Genomic DNA, 18,089 nt, shown 5'->3' with positions numbered 1-18,089 from the left:
TTATTTATGCATTTGTGCTGCGATGGCGGGGAGGATTGAGTGACGATTGTGGCGCTTTTTTCACCATTTAGCCTGAGGCGGATTGATGTTAATAAGTTGCTAATTTATTGCAGATCGGGGGTAATTATTCCCATGCTAAGTGTGGGGAGGATCGTGTTTTCTTCGGCAGGCTAAATGCAAAACGTGCGGTTTTACTAACGGGAAAGCGAGGAAGGAAAAGCGGGTGTGAGCTTAGTCAAGCTTGCTGCCGGACTTCAGCGTGCAGACGTAGAGCGGGGAGTTGATAGAGCTGAGAAGAATGGCTTTCTCATTGAGCTTCTGTGCGTTGAGGAACAGGCCATCGTGGCTGTCGGACATCTCGCGCATAAAGTAGTCGAAGATCACGTCCGGCGACTCATCGATGGACGAGGCGCTGGATTCCCACTTGCTGATGCGATAGTGGCGCTCGGTGGTGGAGATGCGCTTGCTGGTGTAGCTGAATTTGACGTAGCGCTGGAGGTAAAGCCAGCCGGCGGCGGAATCGGTGTAGCCTTCAACGACCATCGACCCTTTGCCGTTGGCGGCAAAGTTGAAATGGATATTGCCGTTAACGTTCTCCTTCTCCATGTTCTCAAAGCGCATAATCGCTTTTGTCGAACAGCTCATTACCCCGCCGTTTTCGACCGGCAGCAGCTTCCAGGCGCAGAACCCGGCGGCGGCAATAAACACCAGGCTGGAGAGGGCGAAAAAGGGGCGCGGGGCGATTCTCATTGCGGCTTCCATGAATAATAAAAATAGTTATCGCAGTAGCTGAACGGGTTATCTTCATGCATCGCGCAGTGGGCGAGGAACACCCGGCCCAGACCGTTGGTTTCCAGCCGGTCGCCATAGAAGAAGACGAAGCGTTCGCCGGGCTTACACTCCAGCTTCAGGCGTTGGCGTACAACATCAAAATTCTTGCCGTAGGCGCTTTCGGCAACGGATCGCAGCATCTCATCGCTGGCCAGCAGTTCGCACTGGCTGTGGCGTATTTGCGTCAGGGTAATGGGGTGCGCTGTGCTGCCGCCGAGAAAACTGCAGACCACCAGCAGCAGGGCGATGGTGAGCAGGCAGCCGCCGGCCAGATACCAGCAGGTGCCGCGCGCGTGGCGACTGGAAACGGTCTTCTGTTCTGCCGGGGCGGTGGCCAGATCTGGCTCAGCTTCTGCCGCAGGCGCCGGTTCCGGCTCCGGGCTGGCGTCGAGCATCTCGATAGCGAGGTCCGGATTGAGCTGCAGCAGTCCGCGCGATACGGTGACGATAATGTTGTCGATATCGTAGTGGCGAAAGGTTTTGCGCAGCATGCTCAGATATTGATTGAGATTGCTGTTGGATGAGGTTAACCCATTGTCATCCCAGACTTTTTTAAGCACTTCGTCGCGGCTGACCACCTCGGTGTGGCGCAGGAAGAACCACAGCAGCGCGTTGGCGGTGATGGACAGCTGGCTGTCCGCCTCATCGCTTCCCGGTAACGTTAGCGTGCCGTCCATTGCATCATAAATAAGACGGCCATGGATGTTATAGCGCATCGTGGCCTCAACATGCTTCACGCAGGAAGCGTCATCTTCGTCAAATCGCTGACCAGCGACTGCCGGTGCCCGGGGCTCATGGTGCGCCCCTCGGTTAATTCCGATAGCCAGATGCCGTCCGCCGCATAGCGCACCAGCGTGCCGGTATGGCTATTGTCCAGTTCATCCCCTTTCGCCAGATGGTCCAGCATCCAGTCGCGCCAGCATTTTCGCAGCACCGGTTCATCCGGCATGGCCAGCGACAGCACCATCAGCTGGCGGCTCTCCTGGGTGTCCGTGAGTTCCGGCGCCGACAGATAGCGCAGATAGGCGCGGGTAAATCGGCCATAAGAGACGTTATCCGCGGCCATAAGCTCTGAAATCGCTTCTTCCATAATCGCCAGCAGACGGGCAAAGAGAGCGAAAATCAGCGCCTGCTTGTTGGGGAAATGGTGCAGTAAGCCGCCTTTGCTGACGCCCGCTTCGCGCGCGACGGCGTTCAGCGACAGCGAGGCGATACCGTCCCGACCGGCGATAGTGGCTGCGGATTCCAGCAGTTGCTTATGCAGGCGGACAGGATCTTTTTTACGATGTTGGGCTTCCATATTCATGGCCCGAATCATACCGACCAGACGGTATGATTATTCTTGATCGCTATCAATATGCGAAGGGGCGTAGCGGGGCGTGATGCCGTTATTGCGTGGAGGCTCACAGTTCACCTTATGAATTGTGGTGATATTCGCCGCGCCGCGAATATCACCCACCGAGATTCACATAGGCTTCACGTGGATAGCGAGGCCATTTTCTCCAGGCGCCAGCTCCGGACGCAGGTTCAGAGAGGGGATCAAATAGTCGCCGTGATTCTGACGGCGGAAAGGAATGGGCGGCGTTTCAGAGAGGGTATCCAGCCGCCGGGCCAGCTCCTCGCGCAGGATGGCGAAGCGCTGTTCATCGAGTTTGTCGGTGCGGTAGAACACCACCGGCGGCAGCACCTCAAATCCGGGATAGAACAGCATCCCGTGCTGAATGGGGAACAGAATGTCGTCGATAGACCCGTTAATTCCACGCGGAGCATAGTGCTCCGCCCATCCGCCGGCGGTAACGACCAGCATCGCCCGTTTACCCGCGAACGTGCCTTCGCCGTAGCGATCGCCCCAGTGCGTATCGCTGTGCTCGCCGACGCCGTAGGCAAACCCGTAAGCGTAAACCCGATCAATCCAGCCTTTCATGATGGCGGGCAGTGAAAACCACCACAGCGGGAACTGGAAAATCACCGTATCGGCCCACAGCAGCTTCTCCTGTTCGCCCACGATATCCGCGCTCTGCGTGCCGTGAGCGAAGGCATATTGCGAATCTCGCGTCGCCCGCCAGCTTGCACCCACCGGCGGGGCGCTGCTGTCGTCGGCATCAAATCCCGCCTTCCAGCGCATGGCGTAGAGATCGGACACCTGCACGTCGTGACCGGCGTTTTGTAGATGTTGCACGGTAAAATCTTTCAGCGCGCCGTTAAGCGAACGCGGTTCAGGATGGGCGTAAACCAGTAATATTTTCATTGAAATCATCTCAGCATAAGGGAGAGCTGCAGAGTAGAGTTGGCGGCGCTATAGTAGAAATGAATTACTTTAATGACAGGTATAGTCATGGTTAATCTCCAGCGTCTGGATCTCAATCTGCTACGCACGCTTCACGTCCTGCTTAGCGAAAATAACGTCACCCGGGCGGCGCAGCGCCTCAACCTGTCGCAGCCGTCGGTTAGCGTCCAACTGGCGAGACTGCGGGAAATTTTCGCCGACCCGCTGCTGCTGCCGGGGCCACGCGGAATGCAGCCCACCGCCCGCGCCGATGAACTGCGCGGGCCGCTGCGCGATGCGCTGCTGGCGCTGGAGCTGGCGGTGGCGCCGGTTCAGCCTTTTGACCCGGCCACGGCGGCGCAGACCTGGCGGGTGGCGGCGACCGACTATATGGCGTCGGCGATTTTGCTGCCGGCGCTCAACGCGCTGCGCATCGCCTCTCCGGCCAGCCGTCTGGCGCTGTTTGAGCTGCAGCCTTCGCGGCTGGTTCAGCAGGCGGATCGCGACGAAGTGGATCTGTTTTTTCACACGCGCGATGGTGCACCGCCCGCGCTGCATCAGCGTTTGTTGTTCCACGAACGCTACGTGCTTGCCGGGCGGGCCGGGCACCCGGCGCTGCAGTCGGCGTTAACTCTGGCGCAGTTCTGCCAGCTGGAACAGGTGGTTGTCTCGCCGGACGGCGGAGGATTCAGCGCCGCGACCGATAGCGCGCTGGCGAATCTCGGTCTGGCGCGGCGAGTTGTCCTTTCCGTGCCACATTTCCTGTTTATGCTGGAGACGCTGCGCAATAGCGAGCTGGTGGCGGTGCTGCCGGAGCGGCTGGTGAGCGGAGCTGCGGGTCTGACGGTGGTCGAACCGCCGCTGGCGGTCGCCGGATTTGATATGTTGATGCTGTGGCACGAGCGCTGGCATCGCGACCCGGCGCATCGGTGGCTGCGTCAGCAAATCGTAACGTCATTAGAGGAGAAGCCATGTTAAGCGGATTAAACCATCTGACTCTGGCGGTCAGCCAGCTGGCGCCGAGCGTGGCGTTTTATCAGCAGCTGCCCGGAATGACGCTGCGCGCGCGCTGGGATAACGGCGCGTATTTTTCCTGCGGCGACCTCTGGCTGTGCCTGTCGCTGGACCCTCAGCGGCGCGTTACCCCGCCGGAGGAGAGCGACTACACCCACTATGCTTTCAGCATTGCGGAGGCGGATTTCGCGCTTTTTGCCGGGCGGCTGAATGCGGCTGGCGTTCCGGTTTGGAAAACCAATAAAAGCGAAGGCGCGTCGCACTATTTTCTCGATCCGGACGGCCACAAGCTGGAGCTGCACGTCGGCAACCTCGCCCAGCGCCTGGCGGCGTGCCGGGCGAAGCCCTATAAAGGTATGGTGTTTTTTGGCGAGGACGAACAGGCGGCCGGGAACCCGTAGCCCGCCTAAGCGCAGCGCGAGCCGGGGAAAAGCGGAGGCTGCATTGCGCGTTGTTTCCCCGGAGGCGGCGCTGACGCGCCTTGTCCGGGCTACCGGCTCGCAGACGGCCGGGAACCCGTAGCCCGGCTAAGCGCAGCGCGAGCCGGGGAGATAAATCGCGCTAGCCTTCCAGCTTCAGTTCCACATTGCGCTTGAGCACCAGGCGCATCAGCAGGTAATAGACCACGCCAACCGCCAGCCAGCTCAGCCCAAGCACCTTGGCCTGCACGTCCATCTCATAAATCACAAAGCCGATAATGCACAGGCCAATCACCGGGAACAGCAGGTGCATCACCAGATTGCGTGACTTATTGCGGATCAGATAGTGGTTGATGACCGCAATATGCAACACCAGGAAGCCCATCAGCGCGCCGAAGTTCACCAGACGGCTGAGGTTATCGATATCGCCGTAGAACCAGAGGCCGGAAGCCAGCGAAATCAGCGCCACAAACAGGGTGCTAACGTAAGGCGTTTTCAGCCGCGGGTGCACTTTTGCCAGCAGCTGCGGCAGCTGCTTGTCGCGCGCCATCGCAAACAGAATGCGCGACACGGCGGCCTGCGCCACCAGGGCGTTGGCAATCCCCCAGGAGATCACCGTCGACCACATGGTGACATACTTCAGCCAGCCGCCGCCCGCCAGATTCGCGGTATCGTAGAAGGCGGTATCGAGGCTGCTAAACGTCATGCCCTGCGCCAGATCGGCGGCAATCCACGTTTGCAGGATAAACAGCGAACCGACCAGCATCAGCGCGCCCAGCGACGCCTTACCCACGGTATCCACGCCGCCTTTCGTTTCCTCGGACAGCGTGGAGATCCCGTCGAAGCCGAGGAACGAGAGCACGGCGATGGAGACCGCGCCCATCACCAGCGGCAGGCTGAACTTATCGGCGTTATAGAGCGGGTCGAGGGTCAGATGGCCCGCCCCGGCGCCGGAGTAGAGCGCAATCAGCCCGAGAACGACGAACACCGACAGCACCACGATCTCCGCGATCAGAATCGTGTTATTGGCGCGCGCGGTAAAGGTAATGCCGCGCAGGTTAATCAGGCTGTTAATCGCAATAAAGCCGACAATCCACAGCCAGCCCGGCACGCCAGGCAGCATAGGCGCCAGCGCCGCCGCGCTGACGATATAGAGCAGCGAGGGCACCAGAATATAGTCCAGCAGGATCAGCCAGCCAGCAAAAAAGCCGACAATCGGATGAATACCGCGCTGGGCATACGCGTATACCGATCCGGAGACCGGGAACGCGCGCGACATCGACCAGTAGCTCATGGCGGTAAAGAACATCGCCACCATACCGATGAGATAAGCCAGCGCCACCATGCCCTGCGCGCCGTCCCAGACGTAGCCAAAGACGCCAAACGGCGCGATGGGCACCATAAATATCATGCCGTAGACCAGCAGATCGCGGAACGTCAGCGCCCGATGCAGCTCCTGCTTATAGCCAAATTGTTCAACGCTCATGCATGCTCCCCTTCGACGCTCAGGGAGAGCTGTTCAGCCACTGATTTCGGTAAGGCATAGCGACAGGTTTTCAGCGGATCGACCACCTGACAGATTTGCAGGTCGCCGGCGATGCTCAGAATACTGATCGCTTCAGCCAGCGTCAGGGAGGTATTGTCGGCGATAAAATGCGCCATATTACGGGTGGCCAGGGCGGCGGCATCATCAAGCGTCTGTGCCGAAGCGAGGGTAAACAGGGTCTCGCTGTTTTCGAGCATCGGCAGCGGCAGGCGACGGTTTTTAACCACCGTCAGTTCGACCAGCACTTCGCCGGGGATTTCCAGACCGCAAACCGAAACTTCGCCATCGCCCATCGCGGCGTGTAAATCCCCCAGCCCGAACAGCGCGCCGGGAACGTTGACCGGCAGCCATAGGGTGCTGTCGGCGGTAATCATTTTGCAGTCCATATTGCCGCCGTGGCTATCCGGTGTGCCGCAGGAGATGGCTTCCCCGGCAGGCGCGACGCCGATCACGCCGACCATCGGGTTGAGCGGGACGCGCACGTTGCCGGGCAGCACGGCATGGTCGTTTTCAATCGGGACAATGGTGACCTTCGGGGCATCAAGCTCATCGCCAATCACTCCGAGCTGCGGTGCGGTGACCATCACCGCCTGATTGCTCGTCAGGGTAATGCGCTTGATGGTGACCTTGAGCGCATCACCCGGCTCGGCGCCCTCGACGTAGACCGGCCCGGTCGCCGGGTTGATACGCTGCCAGTCCAGTTCGTTGAACACGGCATCGGCGGAGGTGATTTGGTCGGAGAAGCAGTCGCAGGTTTCAAACAGCACTTCGCTTCCGCTGCTGACGGTAGCGACAGGTGCGTTATCGCGCGACATGGCGTAGACCACCTGGTCTTTGGTTATTTTCATGACATTCATCCCGGTTATATTGTTGCGTTTTTTATATTTAGAGTTTCCCGCAGGGGGAAGGAGTGAATTTATCGGGATTATTACAGGAAGGCAATCAGGTCAGGTTTTTCAAAAATAAATGATATATATTTGCTGATGAATCATGCGGTTAAGTATTTTATTCTAATATTTTTATATGCTGGTTATTAAGTTGTTTGGCTGTTCAATGTTTTATTACTGGTTGTCATTTTTTCATTATTTACTGATATTAATCGTTTATATAGCAGATTACTCTGCGAAAATTTACGTGCTGGTCATTTAGCGCAATATGCCGGGGGAGCATTGATGATAATACCAAGGGATTTGGGCTCTCAAAGAGGGAAAACCGGAGGCGGTGCTGGCGCACCCGAGCGGGCTACAGACCCGCAGGCGGCGGTGAACCTGTAGCCCGGTCATACGCAGCGCCACCGGGACCAGCCTATAACCTCACTCCGGCGCCCACTCCATCGCCACCTTGACCGCCATGCCCAGCTGCACCATCACCTCTTTATGCTTCTCTATCGGCGGCAGAGCGCAGTTGATCCTTAAGCAGTTGCGGTATTTCCCGGATGCGGAGAACAGCGATCCCGGCGCGACCTGGATCTTCAGCCGGCACAGCTGCTTCGCGACGCAGACCATATCCACCTGCTCCGGCAGCTCGACCCACAGCATAAAGCCGCCTTTCGGGCGGGTAACGCAGATCCCGCTGGGGAAAAACTCCCGCAGCCAGCAGGTGTAAATTTCCATATTACGCTGATAGATCTGCCGCATCCGCCGCACGTGGCGGTGATAGTGGCCTTCGCGAATAAAGTTACAGGCCGCCAGTTGGGTGGAGGGGACGTTGGTACCGCTGGCGGCATATTTCATCTGCAGCAGGCGATCGTAATAACGGCCGGGGGCAATCCAGCCGATGCGCAGGCCGGGAGCGATGGTTTTGGTAAACGAACTGCAGAGCATCACCCGGCCGTCGATATCCCAGGAATGGATCGTGCGTGGGCGCGGGTATTCGGTCGCCAGTTCGCCGTAGATATCATCCTCAAAGATAACGATATCGTGGCGCTGGGCGAGGCATAGCGCCGCCCGCTTGCGGGCATCCGGCATGATAAATCCCAGCGGATTATTGCAGTTGGGGACCAGGATCACCCCTTTGATCGGCCACTGCTCCAGCGCCAGCTCTAACGCCTCGATGCTGATCCCGGTTTCCGGATCGGTGGGGATCTCGATGGTTTTTAGCCCTAATCCGCGCAGCATCTGCATGGTGCCGTAGTAGCAAGGGGATTCGACGGCGACGATATCGCCGGGCTGACACACCGACAGCAGCGCCAGCGACAGCGCGCTGTGGCAGCCGCTGGTAAGTACCAGATCGTTGGCGGTGACCACCGATCCGCCGTCGAGCATCAGGCGGGCGATCTGTTCGCGCAGCTCGCGACGCCCGGCCAGCTCGTCGTAGTTCAGCACTTCGCTAAGGTTGTGCTGAATGGCCCGGCTCAGCTCGCGCCAGATAGGCTTCAGGCTTGGCTGGGTGACGTCCGGCGAGCCGCCGCCGAAGGGGATAATCGATTTATCGTGGCGGGCGTCGAGCATGGTCAGCACCTGATCCCACTGAGTGATCTCTACCGGGCGCTGGACCGGCCGCGACATCGGCGGCACCGGCGGCTGAGCTTTACGCGGGGCTACAAAATAGCCGGAACGCGGCTGCGGTACGATCAGCTGCTGCTGTTCCAGCGTCTGGTAGGCTTGCTGAACGGTGCTGATGCTGACGCCGTGCTCCTGGCTCAGGCTGCGCACCGACGGCAGCTTTTCGCCGGGGCGATACAGCCCCTGTTCGATGCGTTCTGCCAGCAGGCTGGCCAGATGTTGATAGCGGGTCATGCTGTATCCTTGATCGTCGCCATACAGATCAATAAACCAGTACAGATTGGCGGTAAAAGTGAGGTCTGCTGTACGTTTTAGCGAATCTGTATGTTAAATAAAAGTATTTTTTGAATCTGTATTGTTTGGCCGCGGATCCGTGAAGATAAAGCCTCTGGCAAGGTGAGGAGGTAGAGGATGGAATTTCACGAAAATCGGGCAAGACAGCCGTTTATCGGCTTCGTATTTCTGGCGCGGGCGTTCAAAAAGTGGTGGCTTCGTGAGCAAACGCGCAGAACATTGCAGCGTATGAGCGACGAACAGCTAAAAGATGTCGGGCTGCGTCGGGATCAGATCAATTAAAAAGTGCGATTTGTTACCCGGCATTTTCCCGGAGGCGGCGCTTGACGCGCCTTGTCCGGGCTACCAGACCGCGCAGAGCTGTAGCCCCGGTAAGCGTGAGCGCGACCGGGGATGATACATTCACGTAATTTATCAATTCATGCTTATCCACTCTTCGTTTCTTGATACTTATCGTGATAAGTATTATTTTCTTCACAGCTAAGTGAGGAAAGTAAAATGACCGAAGACGACCTGTTTGCCCGCCGCCCGATGGGCATGCGCATGGCGATGGTGGTGCGCCAGTGGCGCGCGATTATTGATTCTGCCATCACCGACACCGGCCTGACCCAGTCAAGCTGGACGGTGTTGATGCAGCTGCATCAGCTGGGGGATAACGTCTCGGTCAGCGAGCTGGCGGAGGTGCAGGGCATAGAACTGCCGCCGCTGATGCGCACCATCACGCAGCTGGAAAAGCAGGGCTATCTGCTGCGTTCAACATCGCCTTATGACAAACGCATACGCCTGCTGACGCTGACGGCGGAAGGCCGCGCTATTCTGGAGAAGCTGAACCGCGTGATTGAGGCCTATCAACAGCGCGTCACCGAAACCCTCCCTGAAGCGCAGCTCGCCGCCTTTAGCGCCACGTTAAATCAAATCGCCTGCAATCTGCGGACTATCCGCGAAGAAGATAACAAGATCTAAAACACTATGATGACCCCTGAACAGAAATTTGCCCGCTGGGTAAGGGTGAGTATTGCCGCCTTCCTGGTCATATTCGCCTGGTTTATCGTTGCCGATATCTGGATCCCGCTCACGCCGGATTCCACCGTGATGCGCGTGGTCACGCCGGTCTCGTCGCGCGTCTCCGGCTATGTCTCCCATGTCTATGTGCATAACAACAGCCAGGTGAAGAAGGGCGATCTGCTCTATGAACTGGATCCAACGCCGTTTATCAATAAAGTGGAAGCGGCGCAGATCGCGCTTGAACAGGCGAAACTCAGTAACCAGCAGCTGGACGCGCAGATCGCTTCTGCCCGCGCCAACCTTCGTACCGCCCAGTACACCGCGCGCAACGATAAGGTCACGTTCGATCGCTATCAGCGTCTGAGCACCATGCAGAACGTTTCCCAGTCGGATCTGGATAAAGTGCGCACCACCTGGCAGACCAGCGAACAGTCGGTCAGCGCGCTCAACGCTAGTATCCACAATCTGCTGATCCAGCGCGGCGAGCGCGACGATGGGCGCAACGTCACGCTGCAGAAGTACCGCAACGCGCTGGAAGAGGCGCAGCTTAACCTCGGCTGGACGAAGGTCCGCGCGGAGACTGACGGGATGGTGAGCAACCTGCAGCTTAACCCTGGTCTGTACGCCACCGCCGCCACGCCGCTGCTGGCGCTGGTGAGCAATCAGACCGATATCGTCGCCGATTTCCGCGAGAAGAGCCTGCGCCACACCGGCGTGAATACCGATGCCGCGGTGGTGTTCGATGCGCTGCCGGGCAAAGTCTTCCCGGCGCACGTCACCAGCAGCGATGCCGGTATTCTGGCTGGACAAGAAGAAGTTAACGGCCAGCTATCGCAGCCGGAGCAATCCACCCGCTGGGTGCGCGACGCGCAGCGCATGCGCATTCACGTCGCTCTGGACGAGCCGCTGGATAAGCCGCTGCCCACCGGCGCCCGCGCCACGGTACAGCTCTATAACAGCGATGGCCCGTTCGCCCGTACCTTCGCCGGCGCGCAGATCCATCTGGTGAGCTTCCTGCACTATGTCTATTAATACCCTGGCGCGGGTCTTCACCCCGCACGGCAACATCGTCTACACGGCGAACGATTTTCGCCAGACCTTGCGTATCGCCGTGGCCGGTACTATCGCGCTGAGCATATCAACTTTCTATGACGTGCAGTACGGCGTCTTCTTCGTGGTTTATCCGCTGATGCTGCTGTCGCTGGTGCCGGTGTTTAACCGCCACGTGGCGCGGCAGTTTGTGTTCAGTGCGGCGGTGAACTGCGTCGAAATGGTGTTAATCGTCGGCTATTTATCGCAGTGGCCGGTCATCATGACGCTGGTGGTGTTTGGCCTGTACGTGATGCGCTTTCGCTTTATGAGCCAGGGGCCGCTGTTTCTGCTGGGGTCGATGGGCGTGGTGTGTCAAAGCACGATGCTCAACTTTATGAGCTATCCCACCAGCAACTGGCACACGCTGATGTTCTCCAATATGGAGGCCTGCGTGATGGCGGTGGCGCTCAGCGCGCTGCTGAACTACTTCATCCCGGACGTTGAACCGCGCAAGCCGCCGCCGCGCATTGAAAAAGATGCCGCGCGTATCCGCCACGAATCGCTGCTTTCCGGCAGCGTGGCGACGATGATCTTTGTGATTTTTCAGGTCTGCGATCTGAGCGACTCGCTGTCGGCGCTGATGGCGGGCATCTTAATTCTGTTCCCGATGCACTATCGCGGCGCGGTGATCAGCTCGATCTGGCGCGTGGTGGGGGTGGTGCTGGCCTGCCTTTATATCCTGGTGGTGCAGCTGATTATCTACGACTTCAGCAACCATATGGTGCTGATGATGCCGTTGATTGGGCTGGGGCTGGCGTTTAGCGCCCGGCTGCACGTGATGGAGAAGGTGGGGGCAGGCGTTGGCTTCGCCAGCATCACCACTATTGGCATCATGTTCGGCCAGAACCTGCATCCGGACCAGGACCTGGTGTTCAGCGATCTGTACCGCATTACCTCCGTGACCGTGGCGCTGATCGTTACGCTGACCATGGTCTTTCTTATGCATCGGCTGCTGAACTGCTTTGCGCCAACCCGGTTCGTGGTGACCGAATAAGCTCAGGCCGCCAGCGCCCGCTGCGCATCGCGAAAAGCGTTATGCAACAGCCGCCACATATGATGCGCCGCCGGGGAAAAGCGGCGATCGGAGTTGCGTAGCAGATGGCACTGGGCGCTGCTGGCAATAGGATGGTCGATAGGAACCGCCCGCAGAATACCGTGGGCGATCGCCTCCCGGGCGGCGTATGCGGTCATAAAAGAGACGCCTAATCCCGCCTGGCTCAGGCTCATGGCGGTCGAAAAGAGGTTGCAGCGATAGGCCGGGTGAAACTGCCGTCCTGCAGTTTTAAACATGGCGTTCATATGGCGCTGCAGGCCAAAGCTGTCGGTGAGCGCGATCAGGCGATAGTGTGTGAGCTCATCGATAGTGACGGCGGGCAGGGCAGCGATGGGATGCTCAGGAGAGACCACCGCGCAGATGGGGCCCCACTGAAAGCTGTGGCGTTTAAGCTCAGGGTTGCCGATGGGGCCGAAGGCGACCGCCATATCCGCTTCGCCGCTGGCGATATCGTTGAGCATCTCCTGCATGCTGCCGACAATAATATCCACGAACACGTTAGGCCAGGACTGAGAAAAGGTGCTCATCACTGATTCAATAAAGGTGGTGACCAGCCCGCCGCCAATCCTCACCGAGATAGTCCCGCCGCGCATATGGCGTAAATCCTTCAGGTGACTTTCCAGCTTTTCCCGGCGCTGACGGCTTTCGTAGTAGTCCTCCGCCAGCAGACGCCCTGCTTCGGTGAGCACCACGTTTCGTCCCTGCCGCTCCAGCAGAGGTAGCTCCAGCGCCCGTTCCAGCTGCGCTATCTGGCGGCTGATGACTGACGGATTAATCCCCAGCATATCGGCGGCCCGGCGAATGCCTCCCTGAATCCCGACTTCATACAGATAGCTCATAGGCCTCTCATGCAACATCGTTTCTCACTCCTTTGTTGACCTCAGGTCAACAATAACACCCTTTCACAGGTATTTATCATCCCGACGAGTTATAGATAATCGTAATTCGGACAAAAACTGGCAGGGAGGAAAAATCTCATCGCTTATTCCCGGCTTGCTATTAAGTTTGCAAGGCTCAGGAAGTCGAAGAATAAGAAATCGTGATGGTACTGACTGAGGGAATATGGAAAAGCTTATCAGCCGAAATAATAAATTTGAATAACAATAAATTGACATAATTTCAAATTGCAAACAATCGCACTAACATTTCATTATGTGAGGACAGGGTATGAGTGAAAATAAAACGTTGGAATGTTCCTCCGACGAAACGACAAATGAGTGGAAAGTCGGGCCCGGGGCCTGGATTTCACTGGTCATCGTATTATTAGTTTTCTCCGGGCTGCTGTTTAAAGTGGAGGGGATGGCCTGGCTGGGGGCATTTGACTTTACCACTCTCGGCGGTGCGTTCGGCACCATGAAAACGCCGGAAACCAACACCTTTATCGGCAGCGGCGGCATCAGCGCCAAGGCCGGTTTTCTGTTTGCGCTATCGCTGGTGCCCACGGTGATGCTGGCGCTGGGGCTGCTGGAGATATTTACCCATTACGGCGCGATTCGCGCCGCGCACAAACTGCTGACGCCGCTGCTGCGCCCGCTGCTCGGGATCCCGGGTTATACCGGACTGGCGCTGATTACCGATTTACAGAGTACCGATGCTGGTGCTGCGCTAACCAAAGAGCTGTATGACAGCAAGAAAATAAACCGTAAGGATCTGGTCATTATGGGGGCCTGGCAATATTCCGGCGCCGGTCTGATAAATAACTATTTCTCGATTGGTTCAGCGCTTTTCGCTTCGTTAACCATTCCTATCATTATTCCGCTGCTATTAATGTTTGTGCTGAAATTCGTCGGCGCGGCAATCACCCGTCTGGTACTGAATACTGCTTATAAAGGCGATTTTGAAAATGAATAATTCGGCAAAAGTCTCCAGTAACCCGTTCGATATTTTCGTTATCGGCGCGCGTAAAGGATTTAATATCGCCATCAACAATCTGATGCCGAATGTATTAATGGCTTACGTGATCGCCGAGATGCTGAATTTGCTCGGCGTGATGCAGATAATCGGCCACGTCTGCGCGCCGCTGATGGGCCTGTTCGGCCTGCCGGGCGAAGCGATTACCGTGCTGCTGACCTCCTGGCTTTCCGCCTCGGCGGGAACCGGCGTGGCGGTGAGCCTGTTGAGCAAAGGCACCCTCAACGTGGCGGATATCACGATTCTGATCCCGGCGATTTTCCTTATGGGGTCGCAGCTTCAGTACATGGGGCGCCTGCTCGGCGTGGCGGATGTCCCGAAAAAATATTGGCCGCTGCTGATGGCGGTGAGCATTATCAATGCCGTCATCGCCATGCTGGTCATGCGCGTGATTGCATAATAGAAGGCAAGGAGTCAAACGTGTCGCGAACTTTAGAGCATTTCAATTATCTGCACCAAATTCCTGAACTGGGCTTTGAGGAGTACAAAACGTCGGCATACATCGGCGATGCATTAGAAGCCGCGGGGTTTCAGGTGCAGCGCAACGTCGGCGGTACCACCGGCATTGTTGCGCTGCTGGATAGCGGTAAGCCGGGGCCGGTCGTGGCGCTGCGGGCGGATATGGATGCGCTGGGCCATATGATTGATGGCCGCCTGGAGGCTCGCCATACCTGTGGCCATGACGGGCACTCTTCGGTGGTGTTGACCGCCGCGGAAGAGATCCTCGCCGAGGGGCTGGTAAAACGCGGGAAGCTGAAAATACTCTTTCAGCCTGCCGAAGAGCTGGGTACAGGGGCGATCGCGCTGACGGAAGCGGGCGTGCTGGACGACGTGGAGATGCTGTTCGGCTTCCACCTCAGGCCGCTGGAGGAGTGTCCGAAGGGCAAGGCGGCGCCGGCGATGTACTACTCCGCCTCGGCGACGGTGATGGCCGACTTTCACGGCAAAGCCGCACATGCCGCCCGGCCTCATCTGGGCGTTAACGCGCTGGATGCCGCGTCGCACGCGGTGCAAGCGGTAAACGGCATTCATCTGGCGCCTTCGCTGACCTGGAGCGCAAAAGCGACTCGCTTCCTGTGCGATGCGGGGGTAACCAATTCGGTGCCGGCGAAAGCGCACGTGTGCTGGGATTTGCGCAGCGCGGAAAATGACGGTATGGCGATGCTGAAAGAGCGGGTGGTACGGGCGATAGAGAGTAGCGCGGCCGCTTACGGCGCCACCGTCGATATCCAGATCGTCAAGGAGATGCCTGCCGCGATTATCGATGAACAGGCCACGGCTATCGTCAGCCAGGCGATTCGGGAAACGTTTGGCGAAGCCGGCTTAACGGCAGCGAAGAGTACGCCGGGCAGCGAGGACTTTTTCCACTACCTGCGCCTGCGTCCACAGGTGAAGGGCGGGTTCTGGGGGCTGGGCTGCGACCTGCTGCCGGGGCTGCATCATCCCGAGATGCACTTCGATCGCGCCGCGCTGGCGGATGGCGTGCGGGTGTTTAAATCCTGCATTCGCCAGCTGCTGGGATGAGAGGATAAATCCCGACCTTGCGCTCGTTTCACGCCGGGCGGTACCCGGCATACAAACGGTGATTGCGCTCGCTGTACGCCGCCGGGCGATGATTCACGCCCTGGTTACGCCTGCTGCGGAAACTGAGCCAGCAGCTGATAATCATCCCCGGCCACGCGAAACAGAGCTTCCGTCTGGCCGGGGAGAATCCACCTCTGCTCTTCGCCCGGCTCACAGCTCAGATAGATGCAAAGCCCGCAGCCGCCGCGCAGCTGGCGCGGAATATCCTTCACCCGGAAGGTCATGCCCGCCGCCTGCAGGGCTTTACGCATTCGCACCACCCCCACCGTTGAGTGAAATAAAAACAGATATTCCGTCACCGGCGGCTCCTCTGACGTAAACCGATCAGCGCCGCGCCGATCGCCCCGGCAAACTGTGCGTCGGGATGCGTCTGTACCTCCATACCCACGTGCCCCTCCAGCCTCCGCGCGAAGGCCGCGCAGTGGCTGACGCCGCCGGTAAACAGTAGCGGGCCCTGCGCCGACAGACGGCCGATAAAATTGGCGCTGCGTCGGGCCATGGCGTTGATCACCCCGGCGAGGATCGCCTCCGGCGGCACCCCGGCCGAACGCAGGCTAATGACCTCCGATTCGGCAAATACCGTACACATGCTGGTAATCGCATGGGGCTCAATACCATCGGTGATGCTGTCGAGCTGCTCGACGCTGGCCCCCAGCGTACGCGAAATCACCTCCAGGAAGCGCCCGGTGCCCGCCGCGCATTTATCATTCATCAGGAAATCAGTCAGATTACCCGCCTCGTCCAGCTGGATAACCTTACTGTCCTGGCCGCCGATATCGATGACCGTGCGAGTCTGCGGGGCCAGCAGGCGTGCGCCGAGTCCGTGGCACGAGATCTCGGTGACCTGCTTATCGGCGAAATCCACCAGTTGGCGTCCGTAGCCGGTTAAGGTTAAAAAGGGGGGCTCGCTTAGCCCAGCGCGGAGCGTTTCCCACGCCTCAACGATGGCGTCGGCGGGGCGAAACGGCGTCGGGCAGAGAAAGCGGCGCTGAATCACGCCGTCGTCGAGCAGGATGCCTTTGGTGGCGGTCGATCCGGAATCAATCCCTACGGTAACTGTCACGCGCGCTCCTAAAGCATCTCAATGAAGGCCGCCACGCGGGTGCTGAGCTGACCGATATCCGCCGTCGAATAGTCGGTCTCAATGGCGATGTAGGGGATGTTGTGCTGCTGGCGCACGTGGCGTTTTATCGCCAGCGATTCCACCGCATAGGTATGGCAGGCCTGCAAAATAACATCCACCACGCCGTCTGCCTGATACTCGTCCACCATCTGGCTGAGCAGATCCAGGCGCTGGTCGTTCGGCGAGATGCAGGAGCAGCCGATAGCGAGATACTTATCGGTCAGGGCGTCGTAAACGTCGCCAGTCTCCTCCACGCAGCGCTCGGTGGCTTTCGCGCCGGTGCAGTTTTCAAAACCGACCACCCAGCCGCCGTTGTCTTCAATGGCCTTCACCACTTTTTCCGCCGCCCCGCCGATCGGGCAGCCGGTGATCAGAATACGCGGCCGCGCCTCCAGCCCTTTCCCCTCTTGCCACTGCAGACGCACCCGATCGGCCATGCCGTTGAGTTCATCGATTAGCGCCGCTTTATCGAAGCGAAAGGTCGCACCGTAGACCACTTTTAAAATATCGCTACCGCTGAGCGCGGGCGGATTGAACTGGCCGACGCGATAAAAGTTCGCCAGCGCCCGCCTTTCGCGGTTCTTGAGGATAATCGCGTCGCGCAGGGAGGCTTCGGTGATCGGCGTACCAAAGCGATCTTCCACCGCCTTTTGCAGGCGCAGGATTTCCGCTTTCCACAGCGCTCGCGAGGCATCATCGCTGGCGCTGTTCGGCAGCTGCATCACATGTACGGCTTTGAATTCAGCCATGTATTCATACATTTTCTTTTTGCCATCGCAGGTGGTTTCGCCCACCACGAGGTCGGAAAAGTAGAAGTAGGGGCATTTGTCGGTCTTGCCAAAACCGTAGCTGCTTTTTATCAGCGGACAGAGGTTGCGCGGCAGATCCTTTTCGGCCTCTTCAATCGTCTCGTCGGAGGTGGAACACAGCGACACCACCACCGCGCCCGCGGCCAACGGGATCTCCTGCGGCATAAAGGTGCAGTAGGTGCCAACCAGAGGAATATTTTGCTCTTTAAGCTCCATGACCGTGAGGAAACCCTGCTGGCGGGCTGAAGAGAAGTGGTCAAAAATGGCGGGTAGATCGGTGATAAGCGACATGGTTTTCCTTCCCCGTACACGGGAGATGATGAAAGAGGTCGCATTATAGCCACATTTTGTATGGGTATTTATTGATCTTCCGCTAATAGACTTTTTTCAGATCCATCTCTTCCTGAATTCGATCGCTCCATGCAAGGTGGGTGGCGATGGCCGCATCAATCCCGGCGTTATAAAACATTGGACCCAGCTCTTTCGCGATAAAGTCGACAAAAAATTCCGCGTCAAATTGCTCCAGTTCCAGTTCAAAATTCTCCTGGCAGTATTTATACAGCTTTTCGCGTAGCAGATCGCGTTGCGGCGGGCTGAGATCTATATCGCTCATAGCGTTCCTTAATCAATATTGTTA

General features: G+C 58.1%; 21 protein-coding genes. 9 read left to right on the top strand and 12 right to left on the bottom strand.

Going from position 1 to position 18,089, the window contains the following annotated elements; all coding sequences use genetic code 11:
* Positions 1-231: 231 nt before the first annotated feature.
* The 4 genes from ACSIPU_RS19410 to ACSIPU_RS19395 all read right to left on the bottom strand — a co-directional run bounded on the left by ACSIPU_RS19410 (position 232) and on the right by ACSIPU_RS19395 (position 3,079).
* Entirely contained in the window at positions 232-750 is a 519-nt protein-coding gene (locus ACSIPU_RS19410) for a FidL-like protein (RefSeq protein WP_004108661.1), read from the bottom strand.
* Positions 747-1,547, bottom strand: coding sequence for a winged helix-turn-helix domain-containing protein (locus tag ACSIPU_RS19405; RefSeq protein ID WP_004108658.1), 801 nt, complete (start codon positions 1,545-1,547; stop codon positions 747-749). Before ACSIPU_RS19405 ends, ACSIPU_RS19410 begins: the two co-directional genes overlap by 4 nt.
* A 17-nt stretch (positions 1,548-1,564) precedes the next feature.
* Positions 1,565-2,149 carry a TetR/AcrR family transcriptional regulator gene (locus ACSIPU_RS19400; protein ID WP_004108647.1) on the bottom strand — a complete coding sequence of 195 codons (585 nt, stop codon included), beginning with the start codon at positions 2,147-2,149 and terminating at the stop codon, positions 1,565-1,567.
* A 147-nt stretch (positions 2,150-2,296) separates the two neighbouring features.
* On the bottom strand, positions 2,297-3,079 hold the full coding sequence (locus tag ACSIPU_RS19395; RefSeq protein ID WP_004108645.1) for an NAD(P)H-dependent oxidoreductase: 783 nt from the start codon (positions 3,077-3,079) through the stop codon (positions 2,297-2,299).
* A gap of 87 nt (positions 3,080-3,166) precedes the next feature.
* Between ACSIPU_RS19395 and ACSIPU_RS19390 the strand changes: the two genes are divergently transcribed.
* Both ACSIPU_RS19390 and ACSIPU_RS19385 read left to right on the top strand, forming a co-directional pair.
* Positions 3,167-4,075 carry a LysR family transcriptional regulator gene (locus ACSIPU_RS19390; RefSeq protein WP_196558148.1) on the top strand — a complete coding sequence of 303 codons (909 nt, stop codon included), beginning with the start codon at positions 3,167-3,169 and terminating at the stop codon, positions 4,073-4,075.
* On the top strand, positions 4,069-4,512 hold the full coding sequence (locus ACSIPU_RS19385) for a FosA family fosfomycin resistance glutathione transferase (RefSeq protein WP_017145061.1): 444 nt from the start codon (positions 4,069-4,071) through the stop codon (positions 4,510-4,512). The genes ACSIPU_RS19390 and ACSIPU_RS19385 overlap by 7 nt, the downstream gene beginning before the upstream one ends.
* 160 nt (positions 4,513-4,672) lie before the next feature.
* On the opposite strand, the gene ACSIPU_RS19380 is transcribed toward ACSIPU_RS19385, so the two are convergent.
* The 3 genes from ACSIPU_RS19380 to ACSIPU_RS19370 all read right to left on the bottom strand — a co-directional run bounded on the left by ACSIPU_RS19380 (position 4,673) and on the right by ACSIPU_RS19370 (position 8,814).
* On the bottom strand, positions 4,673-6,016 hold the full coding sequence (locus tag ACSIPU_RS19380; RefSeq protein ID WP_017145060.1) for an APC family permease: 1,344 nt from the start codon (positions 6,014-6,016) through the stop codon (positions 4,673-4,675).
* The gene (locus tag ACSIPU_RS19375; protein ID WP_017145059.1) at positions 6,013-6,924 is read right to left on the bottom strand and encodes an acetamidase/formamidase family protein; all 912 of its coding nucleotides are present in this window, start codon (positions 6,922-6,924) and stop codon (positions 6,013-6,015) included. The genes ACSIPU_RS19380 and ACSIPU_RS19375 overlap by 4 nt, the downstream gene beginning before the upstream one ends.
* Positions 6,925-7,389: 465 nt before the next feature.
* On the bottom strand, positions 7,390-8,814 hold the full coding sequence (locus tag ACSIPU_RS19370) for an aminotransferase-like domain-containing protein (RefSeq protein WP_032728851.1): 1,425 nt from the start codon (positions 8,812-8,814) through the stop codon (positions 7,390-7,392).
* A gap of 177 nt (positions 8,815-8,991) precedes the next feature.
* On the opposite strand from ACSIPU_RS19370, the gene ACSIPU_RS19365 reads away from it, so the two are divergent.
* The 4 genes from ACSIPU_RS19365 to ACSIPU_RS19350 all read left to right on the top strand — a co-directional run bounded on the left by ACSIPU_RS19365 (position 8,992) and on the right by ACSIPU_RS19350 (position 11,965).
* Positions 8,992-9,156, top strand: a complete 165-nt coding sequence (locus tag ACSIPU_RS19365) for a DUF1127 domain-containing protein (protein ID WP_004108628.1) — start codon at positions 8,992-8,994, stop codon at positions 9,154-9,156.
* A 216-nt stretch (positions 9,157-9,372) separates the two neighbouring features.
* Positions 9,373-9,837, top strand: coding sequence for a MarR family winged helix-turn-helix transcriptional regulator (locus ACSIPU_RS19360; protein ID WP_032728852.1), 465 nt, complete (start codon positions 9,373-9,375; stop codon positions 9,835-9,837).
* Positions 9,838-9,843: 6 nt separating this feature from the next.
* Positions 9,844-10,911, top strand: a complete 1,068-nt coding sequence (locus ACSIPU_RS19355; protein ID WP_004108624.1) for an HlyD family secretion protein — start codon at positions 9,844-9,846, stop codon at positions 10,909-10,911.
* Positions 10,901-11,965 (top strand): DUF2955 domain-containing protein, encoded by a 1,065-nt coding sequence (locus tag ACSIPU_RS19350; RefSeq protein ID WP_004098265.1) that lies wholly within the window; start codon positions 10,901-10,903, stop codon positions 11,963-11,965. Before ACSIPU_RS19355 ends, ACSIPU_RS19350 begins: the two co-directional genes overlap by 11 nt.
* A gap of 2 nt (positions 11,966-11,967) precedes the next feature.
* Here the strand turns inward: ACSIPU_RS19350 and ACSIPU_RS19345 are convergent, their stop codons facing one another.
* Entirely contained in the window at positions 11,968-12,882 is a 915-nt protein-coding gene (locus ACSIPU_RS19345) for a LysR substrate-binding domain-containing protein (RefSeq protein ID WP_004108616.1), read from the bottom strand.
* 310 nt (positions 12,883-13,192) lie between these two features.
* Here ACSIPU_RS19345 and ACSIPU_RS19340 point away from each other — a divergent pair, with 310 nt between their 5' ends.
* From ACSIPU_RS19340 to ACSIPU_RS19330, 3 genes are read left to right on the top strand one after another with little or no spacing between them, the layout of a single operon-like run.
* A complete protein-coding gene (locus tag ACSIPU_RS19340; protein WP_004108614.1) occupies positions 13,193-13,876 on the top strand; it encodes a nucleoside recognition domain-containing protein in 684 nt (227 codons plus the stop codon).
* A complete protein-coding gene (locus ACSIPU_RS19335) occupies positions 13,869-14,336 on the top strand; it encodes a YjiG family protein (RefSeq protein ID WP_004108612.1) in 468 nt (155 codons plus the stop codon). Before ACSIPU_RS19340 ends, ACSIPU_RS19335 begins: the two co-directional genes overlap by 8 nt.
* Positions 14,337-14,356: 20 nt before the next feature.
* The gene (locus ACSIPU_RS19330) at positions 14,357-15,460 is read left to right on the top strand and encodes a M20 peptidase aminoacylase family protein (RefSeq protein WP_004108610.1); all 1,104 of its coding nucleotides are present in this window, start codon (positions 14,357-14,359) and stop codon (positions 15,458-15,460) included.
* 104 nt (positions 15,461-15,564) lie between these two features.
* On the opposite strand, the gene ACSIPU_RS19325 is transcribed toward ACSIPU_RS19330, so the two are convergent.
* The 4 genes from ACSIPU_RS19325 to ACSIPU_RS19310 form a co-directional block, all read right to left on the bottom strand.
* Positions 15,565-15,819: a DUF3343 domain-containing protein gene (locus tag ACSIPU_RS19325; RefSeq protein ID WP_004108608.1), complete on the bottom strand. Its 255-nt coding sequence runs from the start codon at positions 15,817-15,819 to the stop codon at positions 15,565-15,567.
* A complete protein-coding gene (gene yjiL / locus ACSIPU_RS19320) occupies positions 15,816-16,583 on the bottom strand; it encodes a putative 2-hydroxyacyl-CoA dehydratase activator YjiL (protein ID WP_004110300.1) in 768 nt (255 codons plus the stop codon). The genes ACSIPU_RS19325 and yjiL overlap by 4 nt, the downstream gene beginning before the upstream one ends.
* Before the next feature lie 8 nt (positions 16,584-16,591).
* Positions 16,592-17,743 (bottom strand): double-cubane-cluster-containing anaerobic reductase, encoded by a 1,152-nt coding sequence (locus ACSIPU_RS19315; protein WP_196558142.1) that lies wholly within the window; start codon positions 17,741-17,743, stop codon positions 16,592-16,594.
* Between the two features lie 82 nt (positions 17,744-17,825).
* A complete protein-coding gene (locus ACSIPU_RS19310; protein ID WP_004108602.1) occupies positions 17,826-18,065 on the bottom strand; it encodes a DUF2164 domain-containing protein in 240 nt (79 codons plus the stop codon).
* Positions 18,066-18,089: the final 24 nt, after the last annotated feature.

The organism is Klebsiella sp. HN106 (assembly GCF_051209435.1).
In the GTDB taxonomy this organism is placed as follows: Bacteria; Pseudomonadota; Gammaproteobacteria; order Enterobacterales; family Enterobacteriaceae; genus Klebsiella; species Klebsiella oxytoca.
Note: the sequence above shows the minus strand (reverse complement) of the source record. Positions and strands in the feature narration are given on the sequence as shown.

Excerpts from the sequence above, each read along its gene's own strand:
- ACSIPU_RS19410 (WP_004108661.1), bottom strand. The coding sequence starts at position 750 with ATGAGAATCGCCCCGCGCCCCTTTTTCGCCCTCTCCAGCCTGGTGTTT.
- ACSIPU_RS19405 (WP_004108658.1), bottom strand. The coding sequence starts at position 1,547 with ATGCGCTATAACATCCATGGCCGTCTTATTTATGATGCAATGGACGGC.
- ACSIPU_RS19400 (WP_004108647.1), bottom strand. The coding sequence starts at position 2,149 with ATGATTCGGGCCATGAATATGGAAGCCCAACATCGTAAAAAAGATCCT.
- ACSIPU_RS19395 (WP_004108645.1), bottom strand. The coding sequence starts at position 3,079 with ATGAAAATATTACTGGTTTACGCCCATCCTGAACCGCGTTCGCTTAAC.
- ACSIPU_RS19390 (WP_196558148.1), top strand. The coding sequence starts at position 3,167 with ATGGTTAATCTCCAGCGTCTGGATCTCAATCTGCTACGCACGCTTCAC.
- ACSIPU_RS19385 (WP_017145061.1), top strand. The coding sequence starts at position 4,069 with ATGTTAAGCGGATTAAACCATCTGACTCTGGCGGTCAGCCAGCTGGCG.
- ACSIPU_RS19380 (WP_017145060.1), bottom strand. The coding sequence starts at position 6,016 with ATGAGCGTTGAACAATTTGGCTATAAGCAGGAGCTGCATCGGGCGCTG.
- ACSIPU_RS19375 (WP_017145059.1), bottom strand. The coding sequence starts at position 6,924 with ATGAAAATAACCAAAGACCAGGTGGTCTACGCCATGTCGCGCGATAAC.
- ACSIPU_RS19370 (WP_032728851.1), bottom strand. The coding sequence starts at position 8,814 with ATGACCCGCTATCAACATCTGGCCAGCCTGCTGGCAGAACGCATCGAA.
- ACSIPU_RS19365 (WP_004108628.1), top strand. The coding sequence starts at position 8,992 with ATGGAATTTCACGAAAATCGGGCAAGACAGCCGTTTATCGGCTTCGTA.
- ACSIPU_RS19360 (WP_032728852.1), top strand. The coding sequence starts at position 9,373 with ATGACCGAAGACGACCTGTTTGCCCGCCGCCCGATGGGCATGCGCATG.
- ACSIPU_RS19355 (WP_004108624.1), top strand. The coding sequence starts at position 9,844 with ATGATGACCCCTGAACAGAAATTTGCCCGCTGGGTAAGGGTGAGTATT.
- ACSIPU_RS19350 (WP_004098265.1), top strand. The coding sequence starts at position 10,901 with ATGTCTATTAATACCCTGGCGCGGGTCTTCACCCCGCACGGCAACATC.
- ACSIPU_RS19345 (WP_004108616.1), bottom strand. The coding sequence starts at position 12,882 with ATGTTGCATGAGAGGCCTATGAGCTATCTGTATGAAGTCGGGATTCAG.
- ACSIPU_RS19340 (WP_004108614.1), top strand. The coding sequence starts at position 13,193 with ATGAGTGAAAATAAAACGTTGGAATGTTCCTCCGACGAAACGACAAAT.
- ACSIPU_RS19335 (WP_004108612.1), top strand. The coding sequence starts at position 13,869 with ATGAATAATTCGGCAAAAGTCTCCAGTAACCCGTTCGATATTTTCGTT.
- ACSIPU_RS19315 (WP_196558142.1), bottom strand. The coding sequence starts at position 17,743 with ATGTCGCTTATCACCGATCTACCCGCCATTTTTGACCACTTCTCTTCA.
- ACSIPU_RS19310 (WP_004108602.1), bottom strand. The coding sequence starts at position 18,065 with ATGAGCGATATAGATCTCAGCCCGCCGCAACGCGATCTGCTACGCGAA.